The organism is Leisingera sp. MMG026, from assembly GCF_021654205.1.
Taxonomy (GTDB): Bacteria; Pseudomonadota; Alphaproteobacteria; order Rhodobacterales; family Rhodobacteraceae; genus Leisingera.
This window is the reverse complement of record NZ_JAKFZM010000024.1, coordinates 15,229-35,814: the sequence shown is the minus strand read 5'-3', so window position 1 is coordinate 35,814 and position 20,586 is coordinate 15,229. Positions and strand designations below refer to the sequence as shown.

Below are 20,586 nucleotides of genomic sequence, written 5' to 3'. Positions count from 1 at the left end.
CCCATTGTAAAAATTGAAAATGGCAACGTTGCACGCTGCCATTTCCTGGTCTTTCATTGCCGCAGTTCCCCCAGCCTGCGGCGGGGCTTCGTCTACAAGACCCGCACCTGCGGCAGCTGCAGTTTCGCCGCTGGATGAATGATCAGCTCATGCAAGGCCCAGACCAGCGCATCCAGCCGGTCGGGCGAGCCGCTGCCGCGGTAACCTTGCGGGGTCATCAGGCACATCTGGTCCTCCAGCTCTCCCAGCCCCGGCAGGTGTTTGACGCGGCCCTGCTCATACAGCGCGGCAGCGGGTTCGGCGCGGGCGGACTTGCCTTTGCTTGCGTGCAAGGCGCGGAACGGCACCATGGGGTCGGCCTGGCGCAGCACGGTCTCCACCAAGGCACCGCCCTGATTGACCTCGGCCACAACCCGGTCGGCGCCATGGGTATCGCGGGCGGCAATTGCGGCCTGGGCCCAGGCCAGCGGCCCGACGCCCTGCACGGTGGAATCGGCCAGAACATAGGCGCGCCAGTCCTGCGGCGGGCCCTGGGTGACGGCACCTGCCACCACAATGCCGCAGGCGTCCGAGGACTTCCCCGAACTGACCGCTGGATCCACCGCCACCACCACCCGGTCGAGCGGCGGTGCCTCTGCCACCTGCGCAGCGACCAGCGCTGCGTTTGTCCAGAGCGCCCCCTGCACATCGGTCAGCATTACCCCGTCCAGTTCCTGCCGCCCCAGACGGGTGCCGGCATAACGCGCGCGCACCTCCTCCAGAAAGGACGGTGCCAGATTGGCACGGTTGGCCTCGGTCGCGGCGTGGGTCTGCACGGTGCTGGGGGCGGCCAGAAGCCGTTTCAGCACCGGCGCATTGCGCGGCGTGGTGGTGACACAGACGCGCGGGTCCTGGCCCAGCCGCAAGGCAAACTGCAGCATGTCCCAGCACTCCTGCCCCTTTTTCCACTTGGCCAGTTCATCTGCCCAGGCGGCATCGAATTGCGGTCCGCGCAGGGCCTCGGGGTCGTGGGCGGAAAACGCTTGCGCCTCGGCGCCGTTGGGCCAGATCAGCTTGCGTTCGGAGGCTTTCCATTTGGGGCGGCGGTCGGGCGGCGAACAGGCCAGAATGCCGCTGTCGCCATGGATCATCACGTCACGCACCTGGTCATAGGTTTCCGCCACCAGCGCAATGCGGCGGGCGGTCCCGGGATCGTGCGGGCGCGGCCCTTCGGCAAGGGTGCGGATCCATTCGGCCCCTGCCCTTGTCTTGCCGGCACCGCGGCCGCCCAGGATCACCCAGGCACGCCAGCCGCCCGGCGGCGGCCGCTGGTGGTCCAGCGCCCAGAAATCAAAGAGATGCGGCAGCGCGCAGAGTGCTTTGCGCTCCAGCTCATTCAAGAACCAGTTCTGGAGCGAGAGCGGAACGCAGGCCAGAAAGTCCGCGCTCGACAGCTGCGCGTGCCGCGACGAGATCGAGTTCATGTTCGGATTTGAGCATGCGGGCGAATTCTGTGCTTTGTTCTGCAAGGAGTCTCTCCACTTTCTGGCAATCGCGGATCAGCTGTTCCAGTTTGCTGATCTGGCTTTTGGCGCCGGTCACTTCGTCGGCGCCTTCCGCGTCGAGCTGCTCGCGCAGCTCCTCCGCCTCGTTGCGCAGGCGGTGGATGCTCTCCTGCAGGGATCGCAGGAGATCGGCGGTGTAATGCACTTGCCGCGTCAGCACAGCGGCGCCGTCCTGGTCTGTTGGGTGATCTGTCATGAATTTGTCTGCCTCATGCGTTTTTTGTCCGCACAAGAGAAAGAACGGCGGCCACCGGCGGAGGAGTCCGGGGCCGTCCTTGTTTCTTCCAGCTGCAATACAACCTTTACGGTATTCAACCAGAAAAGTCAAGGGATATGGCGAGGCATGCGTACGGTGGGTGCGCAACGGGCTGCCGCAAACGCGGGCGGCACACATCTTTCGGCAAAGCAGGCCAAGCCCCTGTAAACGAAGATTGCATAGGCGGATGCCCATAAATCGGAGGTGATTTAAATGATGTGCATCTTTCGCAAAATCACCCTTTTCGAAATGCAATCCAGGATTGTAGCGTCGACCCTGCACGACGCAGTGCAGCAACGTCATTTTTGATAACGAGGAACCGCACATGGGTTGGACCAATCACCAGATCGCCACCGCGCAGGAATCGGCACCTGTCCAGGGGGATGCCGGAAAGATCTTTTATGATGCCACACTCCACTATGTGAACATTCCGGCAAACGCCACAATTGTGATGTCCGGCGGCCCCAGCGGCGAAGGCCAGACATCCGTTGACGATGTGGTCAAACTGACCATGACGGACCAAAGCGATCCGGAAAACACCGCCACATATTCACATGACTACAGCAATGGCTGTTCCGGTGTGGTGACGCCGATGCAGCCAGTGGACCTAAGCACGCAGTTCAGCGCGTTGGCTGGAAAAACCGTCAAGGCGACCATTGAATTCTATGATAAATGCGGCGGTTACCAGAGCGGGACAAATTTCTACATCTGTATCTACACGTGACGCCGGCCTGACTTGGGGGCGGCCCCAAGGCTTGCATCAAAAAGGGCGCCTCAAGGGCGCCCTTCCTGCTACTGGATATCTCACCGCAGACTGTTTTCCGGTGCGAATTCCGGCCCTGGCATCAGCCTCAGTTGTTCTGCTGCTGGGCTTCGATCTCGCGCCATTTGGCCACATTCCTGTTGTGTTCGTCCAGCGTTTCGGCGAACGCATGGCCGCCGGTGCCATCGGCAACAAAGAACACATAATCCGTGGCTTCAGGGTTCACCGCGGCCTCCAGGCTTTCCATGCCGGGGTTGGCGATCGGGGTCGGCGGCAGGCCTTCGATCACATAGGTGTTCCAGGGGGTGGCCTTGCGCAGCTCGCTTTGACGCAGACCACGGCCCAGGACACCTTCGCCCTTGGTGACGCCGTAGATCACCGTCGGGTCCGTCTGCAGCCGCATGCCGCGGTTCAGGCGGTTGGTGAAGACCGAGGAGACTACGCCGCGTTCAGAGGCCACGCCGGTCTCCTTCTCGATGATCGAGGCAAGGACCAGCATTTCTTCGGGGCTGCCGACCGCAGCATCTGCGGACCGGCTTTCCCAGGCGGCGTTAATGCGCAGCTGCTGGCGCTCCTGCATCTCAGCCAGAACGGCGGCACGGTCTGTGCCGGTGGTGACCTCATAGCTGTCGGGCGCCAGGAGGCCCTCCCCCGGACGTTCGCCGGGGGCGCCGTTCAGCACATCCATCGCCTTAAGCGCCTCAACCACCTGCCAGCTGGTCACGCCTTCGGCCAGCGCAATCCGGTAACGGGTGTCGGCCTCCTGGCGGGTCTCAGTGTAGGCAGCAGGAACCTCCCCTTCGCCGAGGATGAAGGCGGCCTTTTCCTCGAATTTATTGGTCGCCGGATCCAATTCGCGCACCACGGTCTGGGTACGGGTCACGCCGACGCGGTAGACAATCTCGGTGCCGCAGGTGGAGGCGCCTGAATGGGTGATCCCGTCGATGATCCGCTCCATCGAGGAGCCCGGTTCCAGCAGGAAGCTGCCGGCCTTCAGCTGGCCGGTCTTCTCGCTGTATTTGGCGCCGAGGCGGAAGATGGCGGCGGAGGCAACCGCGCCCTGGGTTTCCAGATCGCGGCTGACCCGTGCCATGTTCGAGCCCCGCTCGACGCGCAGGCAGATCGCTGTCTCCAGCGGGCCTTCAGCGGTGTATTGCGATTTGCCCCACAGAATCAGGCCGCCCAGCAGGAACAAAGCCGCAATGAGCACTGTCAGCATGTTGGAGGCGAGGCTGCGCCACATCAGCCGGCCTTTCCGAAGATCACCGAGGCATTGGTGCCGCCAAACCCAAAGGAGTTCGACAGCGCAATCTCAACCTTACGCTCACGTTTGGCGTTGGGGGCCAGATCCACTTGGCTTTCGATGGCGGGGTTGTCCAGATTGATGGTCGGCGGTGCAACCTGATCGCGGATCGCCAGGATCGAGAAGATCGCCTCAATCGCGCCGGCCGCGCCCAAGAGGTGGCCGGTAGCCGATTTGGTCGAAGACATGGTGACATTGGCGGCGTGGTCGCCCAACAGCCGTTCAACCGCACCCAGCTCAATTGTGTCGGCCATGGTCGAAGTGCCATGCGCATTGATATAGTCAATGGCGGACGGCTCCAGGCCCGCGTTTTTCAGCGCCGCCCTCATCGAGCGTTCGCCGCCTTCGCCATTCTCGGACGGCGCGGTGATGTGGTAGGCGTCGCCCGACATGCCATAGCCCAGCACCTCGGCATAGATCTTGGCGCCGCGGGCCTTGGCGTGCTCGTAGTCTTCCAGCACAACGATGCCGGCACCCTCGCCCATGACAAAACCGTCGCGGTCGGCGTCATAGGGGCGCGAGGCCGCTTTAGGGTCGTCGGCGCGTTTGGTGGACAGCGCTTTGCAGGCGTTGAAACCGGCAATACCGATTTCGCAGATCGCCGCCTCGGCGCCGCCTGCGATCATCACGTCGGCGTCGCCGGATTTAATCAGCCGCGCCGCATCGCCGATGGCGTGGGCGCCGGTCGAACAGGCGGTCACAACCGAATGGTTCGGACCCTTGAAGCCAAAGCGGATCGACACCTGTCCCGAGATCAGGTTGATCAGCGCACCGGGGATAAAGAATGGGGACACCCGGCGGGGGCCTTTTTCCTTGATCATCACGGCGGTGTCCGCAATCGACGACAACCCGCCAATACCAGAACCGATCATCACGCCGGTACGCAGGCGGCTTTCTTCATCCTCGGGCCTCCAGCCGGCGTCCCGCACAGCCATATCCGCAGCAGCGATGCCATAAAGAATGAAGTCGTCTATCTTCTTCTGGTCTTTCTTGATGACCCAGTCATCCGCGTTGAATGTTCCCTCGGAGCCATCGCCGCGCGGCACCTCACAGGCATATGTGGTGGATACACCGCTGGCTTCGGCGTCAAACAGGGTGATCGGGCCCGCGCCCGACTGGCCGTCCAGCAACCGGGACCAGGTTTCTTCGACTCCGCTGGCCAGCGGGGTGACCAGGCCCAGTCCGGTGACAACTACTCGACGCATTCCTTGCTCTCCTTTGCCTCGGCAATCCGTCCGTTCAAATAGCTTGGAATGGCGGCTGGGTGCAAGAGCGGGCTGATCTCCAGTGCCGCCGCGCGCACTGTGCATTTCACGGAGAAATTGCGGGAGTGGAGTTTATTGTTAACTAATACCCCTTAGGTTGATGGAGCGATGATGACAGAACTCGGCATCCGTCCTCGTGGATTGCCAAAACCGGGCTGGAGGTCTGGGCCAATTTTCCTCCAGCCCGTCTTTTTCTCCCAGCTATGCTGACAGCACATTGCTTATGCTCGTTTCACCGGCCGTCCGGCCCTGACTTATTTGCCGCCCCTGCCCCGCCGGTTTCCATGTTGCTGTCCCGGCATTGCCGGCCGCGGTTCAGATCCAGACACCGGCCAGCCGCCAGAGACCGGCAAATTTCCGCCACTGGAAAATCAAATCCAAGGCCGGCGGAAACTTAGTTTCGAGGCGCCTCTGGTCTCTGGAGCATCCCTGCGGCTACTGCCTGTGCCCTGCGCCTTGTGCAGCCTGGACAGCCCCAAAAAGCCGCCTGCGTTAACGGCACATTTGGATTTATACGTCATTCTTTCAGTCCAAAGGCAAAAAGGAACGGCCCCGCCATGCGCAATTGGCTCCCGCTAACTGCATTTTTACTGGTGATTGGACTGCTGCCGGAACGCGCAGCCGCCAGTTGCGCTGTACATCAGGAACTGTCGAACCTGCACCGGGCGTCCAAGGGGTTTCTCGCCTATCTCAGCTCCGGCCAGAATGCCTTTTATGTGCAGCATCTGCGCAGCTGGATCAGCACAAACCCGCCCGCGCCGATGCGGCAGCGGATGAACGCGGTTGGAATTCAATCCGTCGCTGCCGGCATGCAGGAGCTTTTACAGCAGCAGCAGGTCCTGCTGAAAATCCTCTCCAGCCAGGGCCGGGCCGCCGCGCTTGAAACCGCGCGCCATATGGGAACCCCGGTGCTGACGTCGGAATTCGGAACCCGTGTCGAAGCTTTGCCCTGCGACCAGGTGAAGGAAAGCGGCAATGGCAGCAAGCTGGTTGCCGTGGCTGCGGGCGATGCACGGCAGAGCCAGCAAATCAGAAATGCCGCAATTGCCTGGCTGTCGTTTCTGGTTCTGGGCGGCAGTGCGCTGTATTTCCTGGACCGGATCGGCATCCGCAAAATCCGCCGCACAAAACGCTACCCCTGCGCAGTGCCTTGCGTCTTGCAGGCGGGCGGGCGGACAGTCCAAGCTCATCTGGTCGATCTGAGCCGGGCCGGCGCCAAGGTGCGCCCCGACAGCCCTTGCGAAGTGTCTGGGCGGGTGACACTCGATTTCGGCGGATACACAATGGATGCCCAGGTCCGCTGGCAAACCCCCGGCTATTGCGGCGTCCAATTCTCCAAGGATTTCAACTTCATGCAATTGCACCGCCTGCTGGAGGCCTTCCCGCTTCAGGGCGACGGCCTGCGCGAAGAAGTGCGGCTCGGAGTATAACAGCCGTCCGGCGTGCTAAAGGATCCGACGGGTCCAGCACAAAAACTGTGCAATTCAACTGCCCTTCCAAATGAAACCGCCTGGAAAAGACACGCGAATCCGGCATGTCCCGCACCGCCTTGCCAGGCAGCAGGCGCACTGCGTGTCTTTTCAGTTCTAAAATCACCGGTCAATGCCACAAACCATGATGTGCAATTCCGGACGGTGTTGCCGGTTTTACGGTGAATTTTACACCCGCATAGAGGGTGTTAACGGTATCCATTTATCCATTGAGTGGTTCTACTGCATCCAGCACCGCGACTGCACTTCCTCTCATGACCGGAAGGGTCCTGTTTTGAAACACTGGCCATTGATTATCGCTCTATCGATTACCCCGGCAGTGGTTTGCGGCAGTGCAGGCATAGCTGCCGCATCCTCCAGGGCGACCTGCATGCTGCAATCGGATCTCGCGCTTATGCGGCATGAGATGCGTGAGTTCCTGGATTATTTGCGGACCGGGCAACAGAACGGCCAGGCCAGGAAGCTGCGCCACTGGATGGCCGACCACCCGGCCGTGCCGCTGCGCATGCGGATGCGCAGGTCAGGCATGGGGGCCTATGAGCCGCTTGCCATGAGGTTGATTACACAACAAAAAGGCCTTCTCGAAGTATACCGCATCCATGGACGGGAACGGGCGGAAGTCAGTGCGCGGCGGCTGGGCGCACGGGCCTTGCTGGAGGATTTATCCAGACAGATCGTCTCTTTGCCCTGCGATTTCGTACCGAAAGATATGCAAACCGGTCAGGCACAGGCAAGCCTCGGCCCATTGCTGCCGTACCGGCGGAAGACCGCTATTGCCAGTTCTCTCTTAGCTCTGCTTCTCTGCGGCGCCGGCCTGTTTTTGGCAGAGCGGGTCACGCGCAAACGCTTGCGGCTAAGGCGCCGTTACCATTGCTCTTTGCCGTGCACCCTGCACTGCCGCCAGCGCCGGTTCCCTGCAAAAATTGTGGACATCAGCCGGGTGGGTGCAAAAATCCGGGTACTGGAGCAACCGCAGGAACCGCGTGAACCGCCGTTCAATATCAAAGAGGGTGTCATCGCCTCGGTGCCCGGTGTGGCGTCTTTTGACGCGCAGATTCTGTGGCAAAACGCCGACTATTTCGGCATCAAATTCAACGCTAAACTGCTGCGTGCCGATTTGAAAGCCTTGCTCAACTCAAATCAACAGGATCAGGAACAACCGGAACCCGCCGCCAAGGAAGCATGATCCAGCAGCGTGCTGCCGGCCGTCCGGATCCCTGCCTTCAGTTCCGCGCGCCTCGGGGGATGGCCGCAACTGGGGCAAAAAAACGCCTGCGGACCAAAATCCGCAGGCATTGATTTATTGGAACTCGGCTACCGGCTCGGGTTCGGGCCGGGCCACTTCCAGAACTTCCTCGACAGTCACTGTTTTGCGGAACAGCGCCCGGCCAATCATCGCACCGGAAATATTGTAGATGTATTTCAGGCGCGAAACATCATCCGAGCTGCGTACAACGCCATTGGCGATCACCGGCGTGCGGGACTTTTCAGCGAGGGCGGAAATCAGGCCAAGCTGAGCTTCGAGATCCGACATGTCACTGTCGATATCGGTGACAATGATTCCCGCCAGCGGCGCGGAATCAAACGCCGCGATAAAGTCCTCGGGCGAGATTGCGCCGGACTGGCGCCAGCCATCGGTCATCACCTGGCCCTGGTATACATCCACGGCCAGCACGATCTGGTCCGGGTGGTGTTTGGCCAGTTCCTGAACCAGCTGCGGATCGCGCGCGGCCAGCGTGCCGATCACGATACGCCCTGCGCCTTTGTCAATCCAATGCTCGGCATGCTCGCGCGAGCGGATACCGCCGCCCAGCTGCACCGGAATGCCGGCGCCGCGGATGATGTCGCAGATCAGCTCCTCGTTGCAGTGATCGCCTTCAATTGCGTTGAAGTCGGTCACATGCATCCATTCCGCCCCGGCGGCCGCAAAGCTCTTGGCGGTTTCCACCGGATCCACATGCCAGATCATCGGCTCATCCAGGCGGCCCTTTTCGAGGCTCACGCAGCGGCCGTTCTGAATCTCCATAGTGGGGTAAATCATCATGATGCCTATCTCCTAAGTTTTGCCTCTTGCACAGAGATTAGCACGGAACGCCGCCGCCGGAATGCCGTATCATGACGATTTATGGAACAATTGCGGCGCAGCGGAGCCACCGCTTGATAGCGCAAACAAACACCCCGCAATATTTCCGGAAAAATGGGAATCAGGACCCAGCCGGACAAACGAAAACGGCGCCTTCCCCGATGGGAAGACGCCGCTGGGTCCGGTTCTCCGGAAGCGTGGCTTAGGACGCTTCGGAGATGAATTTGACCGCGTCGCCGAAGGTCTGGATGGTTTCGGCTGCGTCGTCCGGGATCTCGATGCCGAACTCTTCTTCAAACGCCATCACCAGTTCCACGGTGTCCAGGCTGTCTGCGCCCAGATCGTCAATGAAGGAAGCGTTTTCGGTGACCTTGTCTTCTTCTACACCCAGGTGCTCAACAACGATCTTTTTTACGCGGTCTGCGACGTCGCTCATGTCTATTCCTCGTCTTTCAGGGCACTCTGCCCAGTTCTGCCCTTGCCCGTTCGGGCGGCGTGGTTATTGCCCGGAGCGGGCGTTGGTATCCCCGCCGGGCGGGGACAGTGCGGCGGCTCCCTTGGGGAAACACCAGTACAGATATGCGCCGCCTATAACATAGACCGCGGCCAAGGCAAACGGTTTCGCTTGGTCACAGCAGCCAGGGCCAGACGGCTTCTGGCGGCTATGAAGGGTGCAGATGGCCCCGTAATCAAGTGCTTGCAAGAGGCGCACAGCAAATTTTTCGCAAATCCGTCCCTTTTCAACTGCTTGGCAGCGAAACCTGCACCGTTCATGCGGCCCGGTCAGGCCGGGGCAGACATTGAAAATCCCTGCAGACAGGCTGCAGGGCACAGGTTGGCGCGGGGCCTAGATCATTGCCATGCCGCCATTCACGTGCAGCGTGGTGCCGGTGACATAACCCGCTTCCTGGCTGGCCAGGTACAGAACGGCTGAGGCGATTTCCTTCGATTCCCCCATGCGGCCGGCCGGGATCTGCGTCAGGATCGCGTCTTTCTGGCTATCGTTCAGCTTGTCGGTCATCGCAGTAGCGATAAAACCCGGCGCCACCGCGTTCACGGTGATGCCGCGATTGGCGATCTCATAGGCCAGCGATTTGGACATGCCGACCATGCCGGCCTTAGATGCCGCATAGTTGGCCTGGCCCGGGTTGCCGGTGGCGCCCACGACCGAGGAGATGTTGATGATGCGGCCCCAGCGCGCCTTCATCATGCCGCGCAACACACCGCGGCAGAGCCGCATGGTGGAGGTGAGGTTCACGTTCAGAACGCTCTCCCATTCCTCGTCTTTCATGCGCATGAACAGGTTGTCACGGGTGATGCCCGCGTTGTTCACCAGAATGTCGACCGAGCCCATGGCGGCAGCCGCCTGTTTCGGCAGTGCCTCGACAGACTCTGCATCCGACAGGTTGCAGGTGAGCACGTGGGCGCGCGCGCCCAGTTCCTCGGCCAATGCCTTCAGCGGCTCTTCACGGGTGCCGGACAGGGCAACGGTGGCGCCTGCGGAATGCAGAGCGCGGGCGATGTCGCCGCCGATGCCGCCCGAAGCGCCGGTCACAAGGGCGTTCTTGCCAGTCAGATCAAACATTTTCTTGTCCTTTATATCAGAGGCCGGCGCGGCACGGGCGCGCGCCGGCTAAATCCCTTTATGCTTCGGAGGCAGCCTTGGCGTCTTCGGGGGCGCCCACCTGGCGGCAAACCAGCGCACGGTCAATCTTGCGGATCATGCCGGACAGGGCTTTGCCCGCACCGATTTCCCAGAATTCGGTCACACCATTGGAGGCCATAACCTGAACGCTTTCGCGCCAGCGCACTGAGCCGGTCACCTGCTCCACCAGCAAGGCGCGGATTTCATCGGGGCTGGTCACTGCGTCTGCGCGCACATTGGCGATCAGCGGCACGGCCGGGGATTTGATGTCCACACCAGCCAGCGCTTCAGCCATAGCGTCAGCCGCGGGCTGCATCAGGGCGCAGTGGAACGGGGCGCTGACCGGCAGCATCACCGCGCGTTTGGCACCCTTCTCCTTGGCGATCACCGCGGCGCGTTCAACCGCTGCCTTGGTTCCGGAGACCACCACCTGGGCCGGGTCATTGTCGTTGGCCGCCTGGCATACCTCGCCTTGCGCGGCCTCCTCTGCCACGGCGCGCACGGCCTCAAGATCCAAGCCCAGGATCGCGGCCATGGCGCCCTCGCCCACCGGAACCGCGCTTTGCATGGCGAGACCGCGGGTGCGCAGGAGGCGCGCAGTGTCAGCCACCGAAATCGACCCCGCCGAAGCCAGCGCCGAATATTCGCCCAGGGAATGGCCGGCCACAAAGGAGGCCTTGCCGACGGTGACGCCTTCGGCTTCCAAGGCGCGCATGGCGGCCATCGAGGTGGCCATCAGCGCGGGCTGCGCGTTCTGGGTCAGGGTCAGGGTTTCAATATCGCCCTCCCAGATCAGCTGGCTCAGGCTTTCACCCAAAGCATCGTCCACCTCGTCAAAGATGGCTTTGGCAGCCGGATAAGCCTCGGCCAGCGCCTTGCCCATACCGATGGTCTGGGCACCCTGTCCCGGGAACACAAATGCGATCGTCATTGAAGACCTCGTCTGTTTTAACGTTTTGCCTGATTTAGCGGGCCTTTCCCCTGCGTACAAGCAAAGCCGCACATTGCGCACCAAAGCTGTGCACCGGCTGACAATTCCTGCCGTTGCAACGCAGCCCGCCGCGGTTAGGTTAGAGCCACCGGAATTTGACAAGGAAAAGCGCGCCAATGTCCCGTGCCAACACGTTCACCTCTTACGGCAATGTCGCCAAAACGTTTCACTGGCTGACCGCCCTGCTGATTTTCTCGGCCTTTCCGCTGGGGTATATCGCCAATGAGCTGGCGCATGAGATCCAAAGCCCGGAGTTTGACGGCAGCCAGGCGGTGATTGCACGGGCAACGCTGCTGTTCTCATTGCATAAGACAGTGGGGGTTGCGGTGTTCTTTACCGCGCTGCTGCGGATCCTGTGGGCGCTGAGCCAGCCGAAACCCGGCCTGCTGCATCCCGATCGCAAGGCGGAGGCGCTGGCGGCGGAGATGGTGCATTGGCTTTTGTACGGCTCGCTGGTGGCAGTGCCGCTGTCGGGATGGATCCATCACGCCGCGACCACCGGTTTTGCGCCGATCTGGTGGCCGTTCGGGCAGAACCTGCCGTTTGTGCCAAAGTCCGACCACGCGGCGGATTTTTTCGGCGGCTTGCATTGGGTTCTGGTCTGGACATTGGCCGCTTCCCTGGGCCTGCATATTGCCGGGGCGCTGAAGCATCATGTGATTGACCGCGACGCCACGTTGCGCCGGATGCTGCCGGGCAGCAGCAATCAGCCGCAGCCACCCGCGCAAAGCCACAGCCTGATGCCGTTGCTGGCGGCGCTGGCGGTCTGGGCCGGTGCCCTGGGCGGCGGCGCGGTGATTGGTGTCTTTGGCGGTCATGACCACAGTCACGGGAACGCGCAGGATCACAGCACGGAAGGCACCGTGGCTCCTGTTGTGGCAGTGGACCCTGCGGCCGGGGGCGGTTGGGCGGTGCAGTCCGGCACTTTGGGCCTGTCCGTCACCCAGATGGGCAGCGTCATTTCGGGCAGTTTCAGCGAGTGGGCTGCGGTGATCAACTTTGAGGACCCCGCGGCCCCGGGTCCGGCAGGTGATGTGGAGGTGACAGTGTCGATCCCGTCTCTGGAATTGGGATCGGTTGCCGGTCAGGCGATGGGCGCCGATTACTTTGACAGCGCGAATTTCCCAACTGCCCTGTTCAAGGCGGATATCGAAAAGCTGGCCGCAGGATATCAGGCGGCGGGTACCCTGACCATCAAGGGACAGACGGTGCCGGCCACCCTGCCCTTCAGCCTGGACCTGCAGGGAGACACGGCAATGATGGCCGGAACGCTGACGCTGAACCGGCTCGATTTCGGGATCGGAAAAAGCCTGCCGGATGAAACTTCGCTGGGGTTTGCCGTAGAGGTGCCGGTGGAGCTGGTGGCCAAGCGGGCGGAGTGATCCGGGCGCCGGCTGATCCGGGGCCGGAGCCCTCCCGCGGCTGCGGGTGATCAGCGGGCTGATCCCCCTGGCAGGCTTGGGCCGGGCGCCGCGCTGACACGCGGCGCTGTGCCGCTTCAGCCGGTCTGTTTCTGCGCAACAGGTTTTACCGCATCCGGATGTCAGTGACGGTGCCGGTAATAGCCGCCGTGGCGTGTCCGGTGGCGGTGTATGCCGCGGTCATGGTTCCTGTGGCGGCCCGCATAATGGCCGCGGCCGCGATGGGGCCGGTAGTAGGTGCGCGGCTGATAGGAATGCGTGTAACCGCGGTGGCGGTCATTACGGTCATTCAGGTTCTTGGCAATAAGACCCAGAGCAATCAGCCCGGCAATGGCGCGGGCCGTATCACGGCCTGAATCATGAGCGGCAACAGGCGTTGTGAACGCCAGATTGGCAGCGAGGGCCAATGCTGCACCGGCTGATAGGATGTAGCCTAGGCGAAACATGATGCCTCCTTTCTTAAGCGGCCGGAGGGGGCGGTTACAGCCTGCCGCAGCCGCCAGGAGAACACCAATGAACTTCTGTCACGCTTTGGCGAGGGGGCGGCGCCGGTTCCAACGCCGGATCTGTATCCGGGCGAGAAGACGGGGTGGTGGCCGGGCAGCAAAAAACCGCCAACCCCGGAGGAGCTGGCGGCAATTCTTTCAAAGCAGAGGCTGAGGCTTAACTTAGCTGTCGGCCTTCATTGCTTCGATCGAGATCTTGATGTTCACCTCGTCGCTGATGAAGGGGGCGAACTGACCCAGGTTATAATCCGAACGCAGAACCGAGGCGGTTGCGTCGAAACCGGCCCAGGGCTTTTTCGCCATCGGGTGGTCGCCGGCCTGGTTCAGCTTGGCGTCCAGCACCACCGGTTTGGTCACGCCGTTCAGGGTCAGATCACCGCTGATCTTCGCGGTGTTTTCACCGGTCACTTCGATTGCGGTGGAAGTGAAGCTGACAGTTTCGTCTTCGGTTGCGTCAAAGAAATCCTTGGTCATGAAGTGGTCGAAACGGGCCTGCCAGCCGGTGAACATCATGCTGAGCGGCATGGACACCGAAACACTGGAGGCTGCCGGATCTTCCTGGTCGAACATGATCTCGCCTTCAAAGCCGGAGAACAGGCCGTAGGTGGTCGAGTAGCCCAGGTGGTTGTAATCAAACAAGATCTGGCTGTGGCTGGAATCCAGCACGTATTTTTCCGGGGCGGCGGCAGCGCCGGTTGCAGCAGCAGCAGCCAGAGCGGCAGCAATCAGGGTCGTTTTCATGGGAAAAGCTCCGTCAGAATAAATCATGAGGCAACAGATGCGGCGCACGCCCCCAAAAGGGAAGCCCGCAAAAACCAACATTACCTGTGAACCGGCGAACACAAAACCCGCCGGGCAGGCCGGCGGATTTTCCTCGCGCAAACGTGAAGTCAGGTCAGGATCCGCACCGCACCGCTGAGCTGGTCGCGCAGTTGGCTGCGCATTGCGGCGGAACCGATGGGCAGCTCGATCAGCAGGCTGCCGTCTGTTTCATACAATTGCACCGACACCGCCGTCAGCCGCGCCCCGCCCAGGGTGTCATAGCTGCGGCGCAGAACAGTGCGCGGGCTGCCCCGGCTGCCGGCTTGCAGCACCCGCAGCTCGCGGCGTACCGGATCAAAGCACGCCTCGGGCCGGTTGCCGGCGTCATGCGCCGTCATCAGCACCAGCCCGATCAGCAGAAACACCACCGAAATACCGATCCGGATCAGGTTCATGTCCGGATCAGCGCCAGCGCCCGGAACCAGCCACAGCCCGGTGGAGCTGAGGATCATTGCCGCCCCCAGCACCCGCAGCAGAGCAACGCGCAGCTTCCAGTTTGCCTCCAGCCGCAAGCTCAGCGGCACCGCGCGTGCCACAGCGCCAAAAGCATTGGCCACCGGGGCGCGGGTTAACTGCGGCGGGGTTTGATCTGTCACTGCCATTGGACTGCCCTTTCTGAAGCTGGCCCTTCTTAAGCTGCCCCTGCCGGATGCCCCGGCGCCGCGGCTGCTCTCCGCGTTAAGGCTTCGTCAATCAGTGAAGGCCGGTTTTGGGGCATCAATACGGCGGGCTTGCGGTATTGCAGCGGCGGCAGCGGCCGGCGGCGTGAAACCGCCCTTTTGCCTTGCTCTTTCAGCCGCAGCCTGTATAGGAGGCCCTGCTTCCGCGACATTTTCGATCCGCGCAGCCTCTCGTGACCGGGCAGCGGAAGCTTTGATGCCCGTTCTATGAAATGCGCCTAGACACAAACAGGAGTTCGCATGCCACTCTATGAGCATGTCATGATTGCGCGTCAGGACCTGTCCAACTCGCAAGCTGAAGGCCTCATCGAACATTTCGGTGCTGTTCTGTCCGACAACGGCGGCAAGCTGGTCGAGCAGGAGTACTGGGGCGTCAAAACGATGGCCTACAAGATCAACAAGAACCGCAAGGGGCATTACTCCTTCCTGAAGACTGACGCCTCTGCCGGCGCCGTTCAGGAAATGGAACGCCTGATGCGTCTGCATGACGACGTGATGCGCGTCCTGACCATCAAGGTCGACGAGCACAAGGAAGGCCCCTCGGTCCAGATGCAGAAACGCGATGAACGCGACACCCGTCGCGAGCGCCGCTGATCTTAGCTTGAGAAAAGGACGCTAAACCATGGCAGCCAAACCGTTTTTCCGCCGCCGCAAAGTGTGCCCCTTCTCGGGCGACAACGCACCGGCGATCGACTACAAAGACACCCGTCTTCTGCAGCGCTACATTTCCGAGCGCGGCAAGATCGTACCGTCGCGCATCACCGCCGTTTCGGCCAAGAAGCAGCGTGAGCTGGCCCGTGCGATCAAGCGCGCCCGCTTCCTCGCCCTGCTGCCCTACGCCGTGAAGTAAGGAGATAAGCACATGCAAGTTATCCTTCTTGAGCGCGTTGCAAAGCTGGGCCAGATGGGCGACGTCGTTGACGTGAAGCCCGGGTTCGCCCGCAACTTCCTGCTGCCGCAGGGCAAGGCGAAAACCGCCTCTGAGGCCAACATCGCCTCTTTTGAGGACCAGAAAGCGCAGCTCGAAGCGCGCAACCTGGAAACCAAAAAAGAGGCCGAAGCTCTGGCAGCAAAGCTGGACGGCCAGCAGTTCATCGTGATTCGCTCCGCATCGGACGCGGGCGCGCTGTACGGCTCGGTCACCCCGCGCGATGCAGCCGATGCCGCAACTGCGGACGGCTTCACCGTTGACAAGAAACAGGTCGCCCTGATCGCTCCGATCAAATACCTCGGCCTGCATTCTGTCTCCGTGCGCCTGCACCCGGAAGTCGAAGCCGTCATCAATCTGAACGTTGCCCGCTCGGTTGAAGAAGCCGAACTGCAGGCATCCGGTAAATCGATCCAGGAGCTGGCCGCCGAAGAGGAAGCCGCTGCTGAATACGAGATCTCGGAACTGTTCGACGATATCGGGTCCGCCGCGTCTGACGACGACGACGCGCCGGTTGCTGACGCCGCTGGCGAAGAAACCAACTGATCCAACCGGATCAGCGAAACAGGGAAAAGGCCGCTCGATTGAGCGGCCTTTTCTTTGTTATCTTAACAGTTTGAAAAGATGTCCTAAGTTGTAGGAACATACACCTCCCCCATAAACCTCCCGTTTGCCTTCCTTTGGCAGGATGGTGCCGGGAGAAGGATAAAAACGGGGCCGTGATATGGAAAAATCATTGGAGCAAGAGGAGCTGGCCTTGCGCCGCCGGCTGTTGTTCCGGTTGCTGCGCGGGCACAGATTCGACACACCGGTCTTCAAAACCGAGGCGATTTCCGACCCGGTGCCGCAGGGGATGATTAAACCTGGAAACGGGCTATTCACGCCTTCGGGGTCTGCTGGGCAGCCCCCTTCTCAGGACAGATCCCGGTCCGGCGGGACATGCTCTGGAATGCCGCCAGGCTGACAGGTCAAGATCCTGTAGATCGCAGCAACGACGCACGCCTGTGCGCGGGCCTGATGCTGCCCGGTTTGGCGCGATCATGTACCAGCGCCGCCTGGTTGGCGCTGAAAGACGGCAAGACGCCGGGCAAAGCAAAACCTGATGCAGGCGCTGTCATCCGCGGGGCATTCGGAGCGGCAGACGGCACGGTTGGCATTGAGTGCAGCCTAGCCTGTACTTGGTGAACACCAACAGCAGGAAGAACCGCGGCCATTCGGGACCGGCGCGTCGTGCGTCAGCTGGGGTGAACGGGTGTTTCAGATAGAACCCGGCGCTTATAGGGACCGCGGAAAAGTTGGGAAACAGCCGCGGTCCCCTCTGCCCGATTTGGTCAGCAGCCCCACAGGCGTGAGGGGCTAACTGCCCTGAGGGTTGTTTCTGCCTCAATGCGCATACTCAATATGTAGTAGGAAACCATATTTAACAAATGTCTAATCATTAAAGTTTGATCCAGTCGGGAGTGTTCAGCGCAGGCTTGGTTGCGCCGTAGAACCTCTGCCGGATTGGCGGTTCCCTGCCGGTTGCAGCATGGCGGCGGCAGGGCGCCGTTGCAGCCTGCTGCGACGCAGTTAAGCTGGGTGTAAACACCCTATTTTCGGAGGCTGCATGACGCGCCGGAACCTTTTGATTTCCTTTTTTGCCGCCGCAAGTCTGGCGGCTTGCGCAGGCACGGCCTCACCGCCCAAGCCGGTACGGCACACGCCGCCGCTCTACCCCAATGAAACGCCCGAACTGCGGCAAAAGATCAATTATTGGGCCGATCATTACGAGGTGCCGCGCAGCCTGGTGCATCGGCTGGCTGTGCGCGAAAGCACTCACCGGCCCCATGCGGTGAACCGGCCCTATTACGGGTTGCTGCAGATCCTTCCTGCCACCGCGCGCTCGATGGGGTTCAGGGGCAAGCCCCAGGACCTGCTGGATGCGGACACCAACCTGCAATTTTCCGTGAAATATCTGCGCGGCGCCTGGCTGATCTCCGACGGCAGCCAGGACCAGGCCGTCAAACATTACTCGCGCGGCTATTACCACGAGGCCAAGCGCCGCGGCATGCTCAAGGAAACCGGCCTGCGCCCCTGATCTCCAGGCGCCGCAGGCGGCCGCAGCGCCCGGCGGGGCGCTGCCCGGCCCAACGGGACGCGGTGCTTTTCGCAGAAAGGCATCAAGGACGGGCGGGAGATTTGCGCTGTAAAACAGCGGGAATTTTAGCAGAATTCTAACGGTCCTCCGTTTTACTGGCGCCATGCTGTCCTTGCTGAACCTCTTGCTGCCCGCATTGATGCCGTCCTGGCGTTTCTTCAAATCGGTGGACCCGTCGCCGCGGGTGGAATGGGCCATGCTTGCCAATGCCGCCAGCACGCCAGCCCAATGGCATGAATTCCGGCCGCGCCCGCAGCACCTGGCGCCCTGGGCAATGGCCTGCCGGATGCTGTGGAACCCGCGCTGGAACGAAAACCTGTTCCTGGTCAGCTGCGCGGAACGGCTGACGCTGGCGCCATCCGGCCACAGCCAGCAGGAAATCCTGCGCCGCATCACCGCCGAGCTGGAGCGCACATTGCCGCCCGCTGCCCGGCTGCCCTATCTGCAGTTCCGGCTGGTTTTTACCGACCGTGCCGAGGATGGCCAGCTGGTCAAGGCTGTCACCTACCTATCCGACCCGTTTCTGATTGCCGGGATGGCATTTGCATGAGCCTGGAGTTGGCCTTGCGCATGACCGAGATCCTGCTGGCGTTCGCTTTTCTGCAGCAAAGCGCCGAACATCTGGCGGGCTTCCGGAATGAACAAGTGATTTACGGGCCCCGCCTGGTATTGTCCGGGTTCCTGCTGTTCGGCATTGCCACGCCTTGGATGCTGCTGGGACTGCTCGGACTTGGCCTCATGATCCTGCAGCGGTTCCAAGGCCCGTATAACGGCGGCAGCGACAAGATGAGCCTTCTGGTTCTTTGCTGCCTTACTGCGGCCCGCTGGCTGCCCTCCGAACAGTGGCAGGAATACGCATTCGCCTATCTCGCCGGGCAGCTGGTGATTTGCTACTTCATTTCCGGCCAGGTGAAGATCGTGAACCCCGAGTGGCGTTCCGGCCGCGCGCTTCAGGACGTTTTCCGCTTCTCCGCCTACCCGGTCAGCGAGGACCTGCGCGGGCTGGCGGACCGCCCGCGGCTGCTGTGGGCCATGGGCTGGGCCGTGATGTCGTTCGAGGTGCTGTTTCCGCTGGCCCTGTTCAGCCGCGAGGCACTGGTGCTGGCGCTGTTCACCGCCGCGCTGTTCCATCTGGCCAATGCCTGCCTGTTCGGGCTGAACCGGTTCTTCTGGATCTGGCTGGCCGCCTATCCGTCCTTGTTTTGGCTGCAGGACCGGGTTGTTCTGTAAGGCCGGCCGCAACGAAAAAGGCCGCCCCAAAGGCGGCCTTTCCGTAACGCGGTCGGCAGAGAGGATTACTCCTCGTCCAGCGCCTCGACAGCTTTCTGCAGATCGTCCTTGGAGACTTCTTTCTCCGTAACCTTCGCCTGCTCGACGATGTGGTCGACAACCTTGTCTTCAAACAGCGGCGCGCGCAGCTGCTGCTGCATCTGAGCGTTCTGCTGGATGAATTCAAAGAACTGGCGTTCCTGGCCCGGATACTGACGCGCCTGCGCCATGATCGCCTGGGTCATTTCGGCGTCGGTCACTTCGACTTCGGCTTTCTGGCCCAGCTCGGCCAGCAGCAGGCCCAGGCGCACGCGGCGCTCGGCCAGGGTGTTGTGCTCGTCGGTGGTTTCGATCTCGGGGTGATCGTGGCCTTCGACTTCCGGGTTGTCCTCGTGCCACAGCTGATGCGCGATCTGCTTGGCTTCGGCCTCGACCAGCGACGGCGGCAGGTCAAAGGAGACCAGAGTGTCCAGCTGGTCCAGCAGCGCACGCTTCATCACAGCACGTGCTGCACCGGCATATTCGGCTTCCAGACGCTCGGTGATCTGGGCTTTCAGCGCATCCAGATCGTCAGCGCCGAATTTGGTGGCCAGTTCGTCGTTGATCTCGGCCGCTTTCGGGGCTTTCACCTCTTTCACGGTGCAGGAGAACACGGCTTCTTTGCCTGCCAGATGCTCGGCGCCGTATTCTTCCGGGAAAGACACGGTCACGTCTTTTTCTTCACCGGCTTTGGAGCCGATCAGCTGCTCTTCAAAGCCAGGGATAAAGGAGTTGGAACCCAGAGCCAGCGGGTAGTCGTCGCCTGCGCCGCCTTCAAAGGCTTCGCCGTCGATCCGGCCGACGAAGTCGATCACAACCTGGTCGCCGTCTTCCGCAGCCGCACCGTCTTCGCGGGCTTCGAATTCCTTGGCAGTGTCTGCCAGGTTGGTCAGCGCTTCGGTGACGGCTTCTTCTTCTGCCTTTACAACCAGCTTTTCCAGCTCAACACCGGAGAAATCGACCTCGGGGATTTCCGGCAGCGCCTCATAGGCCAGCTCGACGTTGACGTCGTCGCCTTCTTTCCAGTCTTCGTTGGTCATTTTCACGTCGGGCTGCTGCGCCGGACGGTCGCCGCTGTCCTCGAAGTGCTGGTTCATGGCGCCGTCAACGGCTTCCTGCATGGCTTCGCCGATCAGGCGCTGGCCGAACTGCTTTTTCAGCAGTGCCATCGGCACCTTGCCCTTGCGGAAACCTTTCATTTCGACTTCCGGCTGTGCTTCGACGAGCTTGTCGTTGACCTTCGCGTCCAGCTCGGCAGCCGTGACGGTGATGGCGTAGCCGCGTTTCAGACCTTCGTTCAGCGTCTCGGTGACCTGCATCCTATACCCCATAGAGATTCGGGGCGCGTGCGCACAGGCGCCCCCAGACAATTTGCGGTCTTCTATTTCCCCCGGCGCCCCGGCGCAAGAGGCATTGCCGGTTTACCGCGCAATCCCGCGGATTT

22 protein-coding genes are annotated in these 20,586 nt (G+C 61.6%); 10 read left to right on the top strand and 12 right to left on the bottom strand.

Annotated elements, in window-relative coordinates:
• Positions 1 to 92 precede the first annotated feature (92 nt).
• Entirely contained in the window at positions 93 to 1,379 is a 1,287-nt protein-coding gene (locus L1069_RS14330; RefSeq protein WP_237456136.1) for a terminase family protein, read from the bottom strand.
• Entirely contained in the window at positions 1,372 to 2,127 is a 756-nt protein-coding gene (locus L1069_RS14325) for a hypothetical protein (protein ID WP_237456109.1), read from the bottom strand. Before L1069_RS14325 ends, L1069_RS14330 begins: the two co-directional genes overlap by 8 nt.
• Between L1069_RS14325 and L1069_RS14320 the strand changes: the two genes are divergently transcribed.
• Positions 2,126 to 2,524, top strand: coding sequence for a hypothetical protein (locus L1069_RS14320; RefSeq protein WP_129371023.1), 399 nt, complete (start codon positions 2,126 to 2,128; stop codon positions 2,522 to 2,524). The two genes, L1069_RS14325 and L1069_RS14320, sit on opposite strands and share 2 nt — an antisense overlap.
• 127 nt (positions 2,525 to 2,651) lie before the next feature.
• Here L1069_RS14320 and mltG read toward each other — a convergent pair whose 3' ends face one another.
• On the bottom strand, positions 2,652 to 3,806 hold the full coding sequence (mltG, locus tag L1069_RS14315) for an endolytic transglycosylase MltG (RefSeq protein ID WP_237456108.1): 1,155 nt from the start codon (positions 3,804 to 3,806) through the stop codon (positions 2,652 to 2,654).
• A complete protein-coding gene (fabF, locus tag L1069_RS14310; protein ID WP_237456107.1) occupies positions 3,806 to 5,071 on the bottom strand; it encodes a beta-ketoacyl-ACP synthase II in 1,266 nt (421 codons plus the stop codon). The genes mltG and fabF overlap by 1 nt, the downstream gene beginning before the upstream one ends.
• Before the next feature lie 617 nt (positions 5,072 to 5,688).
• Between fabF and L1069_RS14305 the strand changes: the two genes are divergently transcribed.
• Entirely contained in the window at positions 5,689 to 6,561 is an 873-nt protein-coding gene (locus L1069_RS14305) for a PilZ domain-containing protein (protein ID WP_134829947.1), read from the top strand.
• A 430-nt stretch (positions 6,562 to 6,991) separates the two neighbouring features.
• The gene (locus L1069_RS14300) at positions 6,992 to 7,807 is read left to right on the top strand and encodes a PilZ domain-containing protein (RefSeq protein ID WP_237456106.1); all 816 of its coding nucleotides are present in this window, start codon (positions 6,992 to 6,994) and stop codon (positions 7,805 to 7,807) included.
• Between the two features lie 114 nt (positions 7,808 to 7,921).
• Here the strand turns inward: L1069_RS14300 and L1069_RS14295 are convergent, their stop codons facing one another.
• From L1069_RS14295 to fabD, 4 genes are all read right to left on the bottom strand, one after another.
• Positions 7,922 to 8,665, bottom strand: a complete 744-nt coding sequence (locus L1069_RS14295; protein WP_237456105.1) for a 1-(5-phosphoribosyl)-5-[(5-phosphoribosylamino)methylideneamino] imidazole-4-carboxamide isomerase — start codon at positions 8,663 to 8,665, stop codon at positions 7,922 to 7,924.
• A gap of 241 nt (positions 8,666 to 8,906) precedes the next feature.
• Positions 8,907 to 9,140 (bottom strand): acyl carrier protein, encoded by a 234-nt coding sequence (locus tag L1069_RS14290; protein WP_005982462.1) that lies wholly within the window; start codon positions 9,138 to 9,140, stop codon positions 8,907 to 8,909.
• Between the two features lie 411 nt (positions 9,141 to 9,551).
• Positions 9,552 to 10,289 carry a 3-oxoacyl-ACP reductase FabG gene (gene fabG / locus L1069_RS14285; RefSeq protein ID WP_237456104.1) on the bottom strand — a complete coding sequence of 246 codons (738 nt, stop codon included), beginning with the start codon at positions 10,287 to 10,289 and terminating at the stop codon, positions 9,552 to 9,554.
• A 58-nt stretch (positions 10,290 to 10,347) separates the two neighbouring features.
• Complete coding sequence (fabD, locus tag L1069_RS14280; RefSeq protein WP_129371030.1) at positions 10,348 to 11,280, bottom strand: ACP S-malonyltransferase; 933 nt, start codon at positions 11,278 to 11,280, stop codon at positions 10,348 to 10,350.
• 176 nt (positions 11,281 to 11,456) lie between these two features.
• Between fabD and L1069_RS14275 the strand changes: the two genes are divergently transcribed.
• Positions 11,457 to 12,722, top strand: coding sequence for a cytochrome b/b6 domain-containing protein (locus tag L1069_RS14275; RefSeq protein WP_237456103.1), 1,266 nt, complete (start codon positions 11,457 to 11,459; stop codon positions 12,720 to 12,722).
• 161 nt (positions 12,723 to 12,883) lie between these two features.
• On the opposite strand, the gene L1069_RS14270 is transcribed toward L1069_RS14275, so the two are convergent.
• From L1069_RS14270 to L1069_RS14260, 3 genes are all read right to left on the bottom strand, one after another.
• On the bottom strand, positions 12,884 to 13,207 hold the full coding sequence (locus tag L1069_RS14270; RefSeq protein ID WP_129371032.1) for a hypothetical protein: 324 nt from the start codon (positions 13,205 to 13,207) through the stop codon (positions 12,884 to 12,886).
• Positions 13,208 to 13,429: 222 nt separating this feature from the next.
• Entirely contained in the window at positions 13,430 to 14,008 is a 579-nt protein-coding gene (locus L1069_RS14265; protein ID WP_134829953.1) for a YceI family protein, read from the bottom strand.
• A 149-nt stretch (positions 14,009 to 14,157) separates the two neighbouring features.
• Positions 14,158 to 14,691 carry a hypothetical protein gene (locus L1069_RS14260; protein WP_237456102.1) on the bottom strand — a complete coding sequence of 178 codons (534 nt, stop codon included), beginning with the start codon at positions 14,689 to 14,691 and terminating at the stop codon, positions 14,158 to 14,160.
• Between the two features lie 318 nt (positions 14,692 to 15,009).
• On the opposite strand from L1069_RS14260, the gene rpsF reads away from it, so the two are divergent.
• From rpsF to L1069_RS14230, 6 genes are all read left to right on the top strand, one after another.
• Complete coding sequence (gene rpsF, locus L1069_RS14255; protein ID WP_237456101.1) at positions 15,010 to 15,363, top strand: 30S ribosomal protein S6; 354 nt, start codon at positions 15,010 to 15,012, stop codon at positions 15,361 to 15,363.
• Positions 15,364 to 15,391: 28 nt separating this feature from the next.
• Positions 15,392 to 15,619, top strand: coding sequence for a 30S ribosomal protein S18 (gene rpsR, locus L1069_RS14250; protein ID WP_005852865.1), 228 nt, complete (start codon positions 15,392 to 15,394; stop codon positions 15,617 to 15,619).
• A 12-nt stretch (positions 15,620 to 15,631) separates the two neighbouring features.
• Complete coding sequence (gene rplI / locus L1069_RS14245; RefSeq protein ID WP_129371035.1) at positions 15,632 to 16,243, top strand: 50S ribosomal protein L9; 612 nt, start codon at positions 15,632 to 15,634, stop codon at positions 16,241 to 16,243.
• A gap of 1,060 nt (positions 16,244 to 17,303) precedes the next feature.
• The gene (locus L1069_RS14240) at positions 17,304 to 17,774 is read left to right on the top strand and encodes a lytic transglycosylase domain-containing protein (protein ID WP_134829955.1); all 471 of its coding nucleotides are present in this window, start codon (positions 17,304 to 17,306) and stop codon (positions 17,772 to 17,774) included.
• A 163-nt stretch (positions 17,775 to 17,937) separates the two neighbouring features.
• Positions 17,938 to 18,384, top strand: coding sequence for a hypothetical protein (locus tag L1069_RS14235; RefSeq protein WP_237456100.1), 447 nt, complete (start codon positions 17,938 to 17,940; stop codon positions 18,382 to 18,384).
• A complete protein-coding gene (locus tag L1069_RS14230) occupies positions 18,381 to 19,064 on the top strand; it encodes an HTTM domain-containing protein (protein WP_237456099.1) in 684 nt (227 codons plus the stop codon). Before L1069_RS14235 ends, L1069_RS14230 begins: the two co-directional genes overlap by 4 nt.
• A gap of 65 nt (positions 19,065 to 19,129) precedes the next feature.
• Here the strand turns inward: L1069_RS14230 and tig are convergent, their stop codons facing one another.
• Positions 19,130 to 20,461: a trigger factor gene (gene tig, locus L1069_RS14225; protein WP_129371040.1), complete on the bottom strand. Its 1,332-nt coding sequence runs from the start codon at positions 20,459 to 20,461 to the stop codon at positions 19,130 to 19,132.
• Positions 20,462 to 20,586 lie beyond the last annotated feature (125 nt).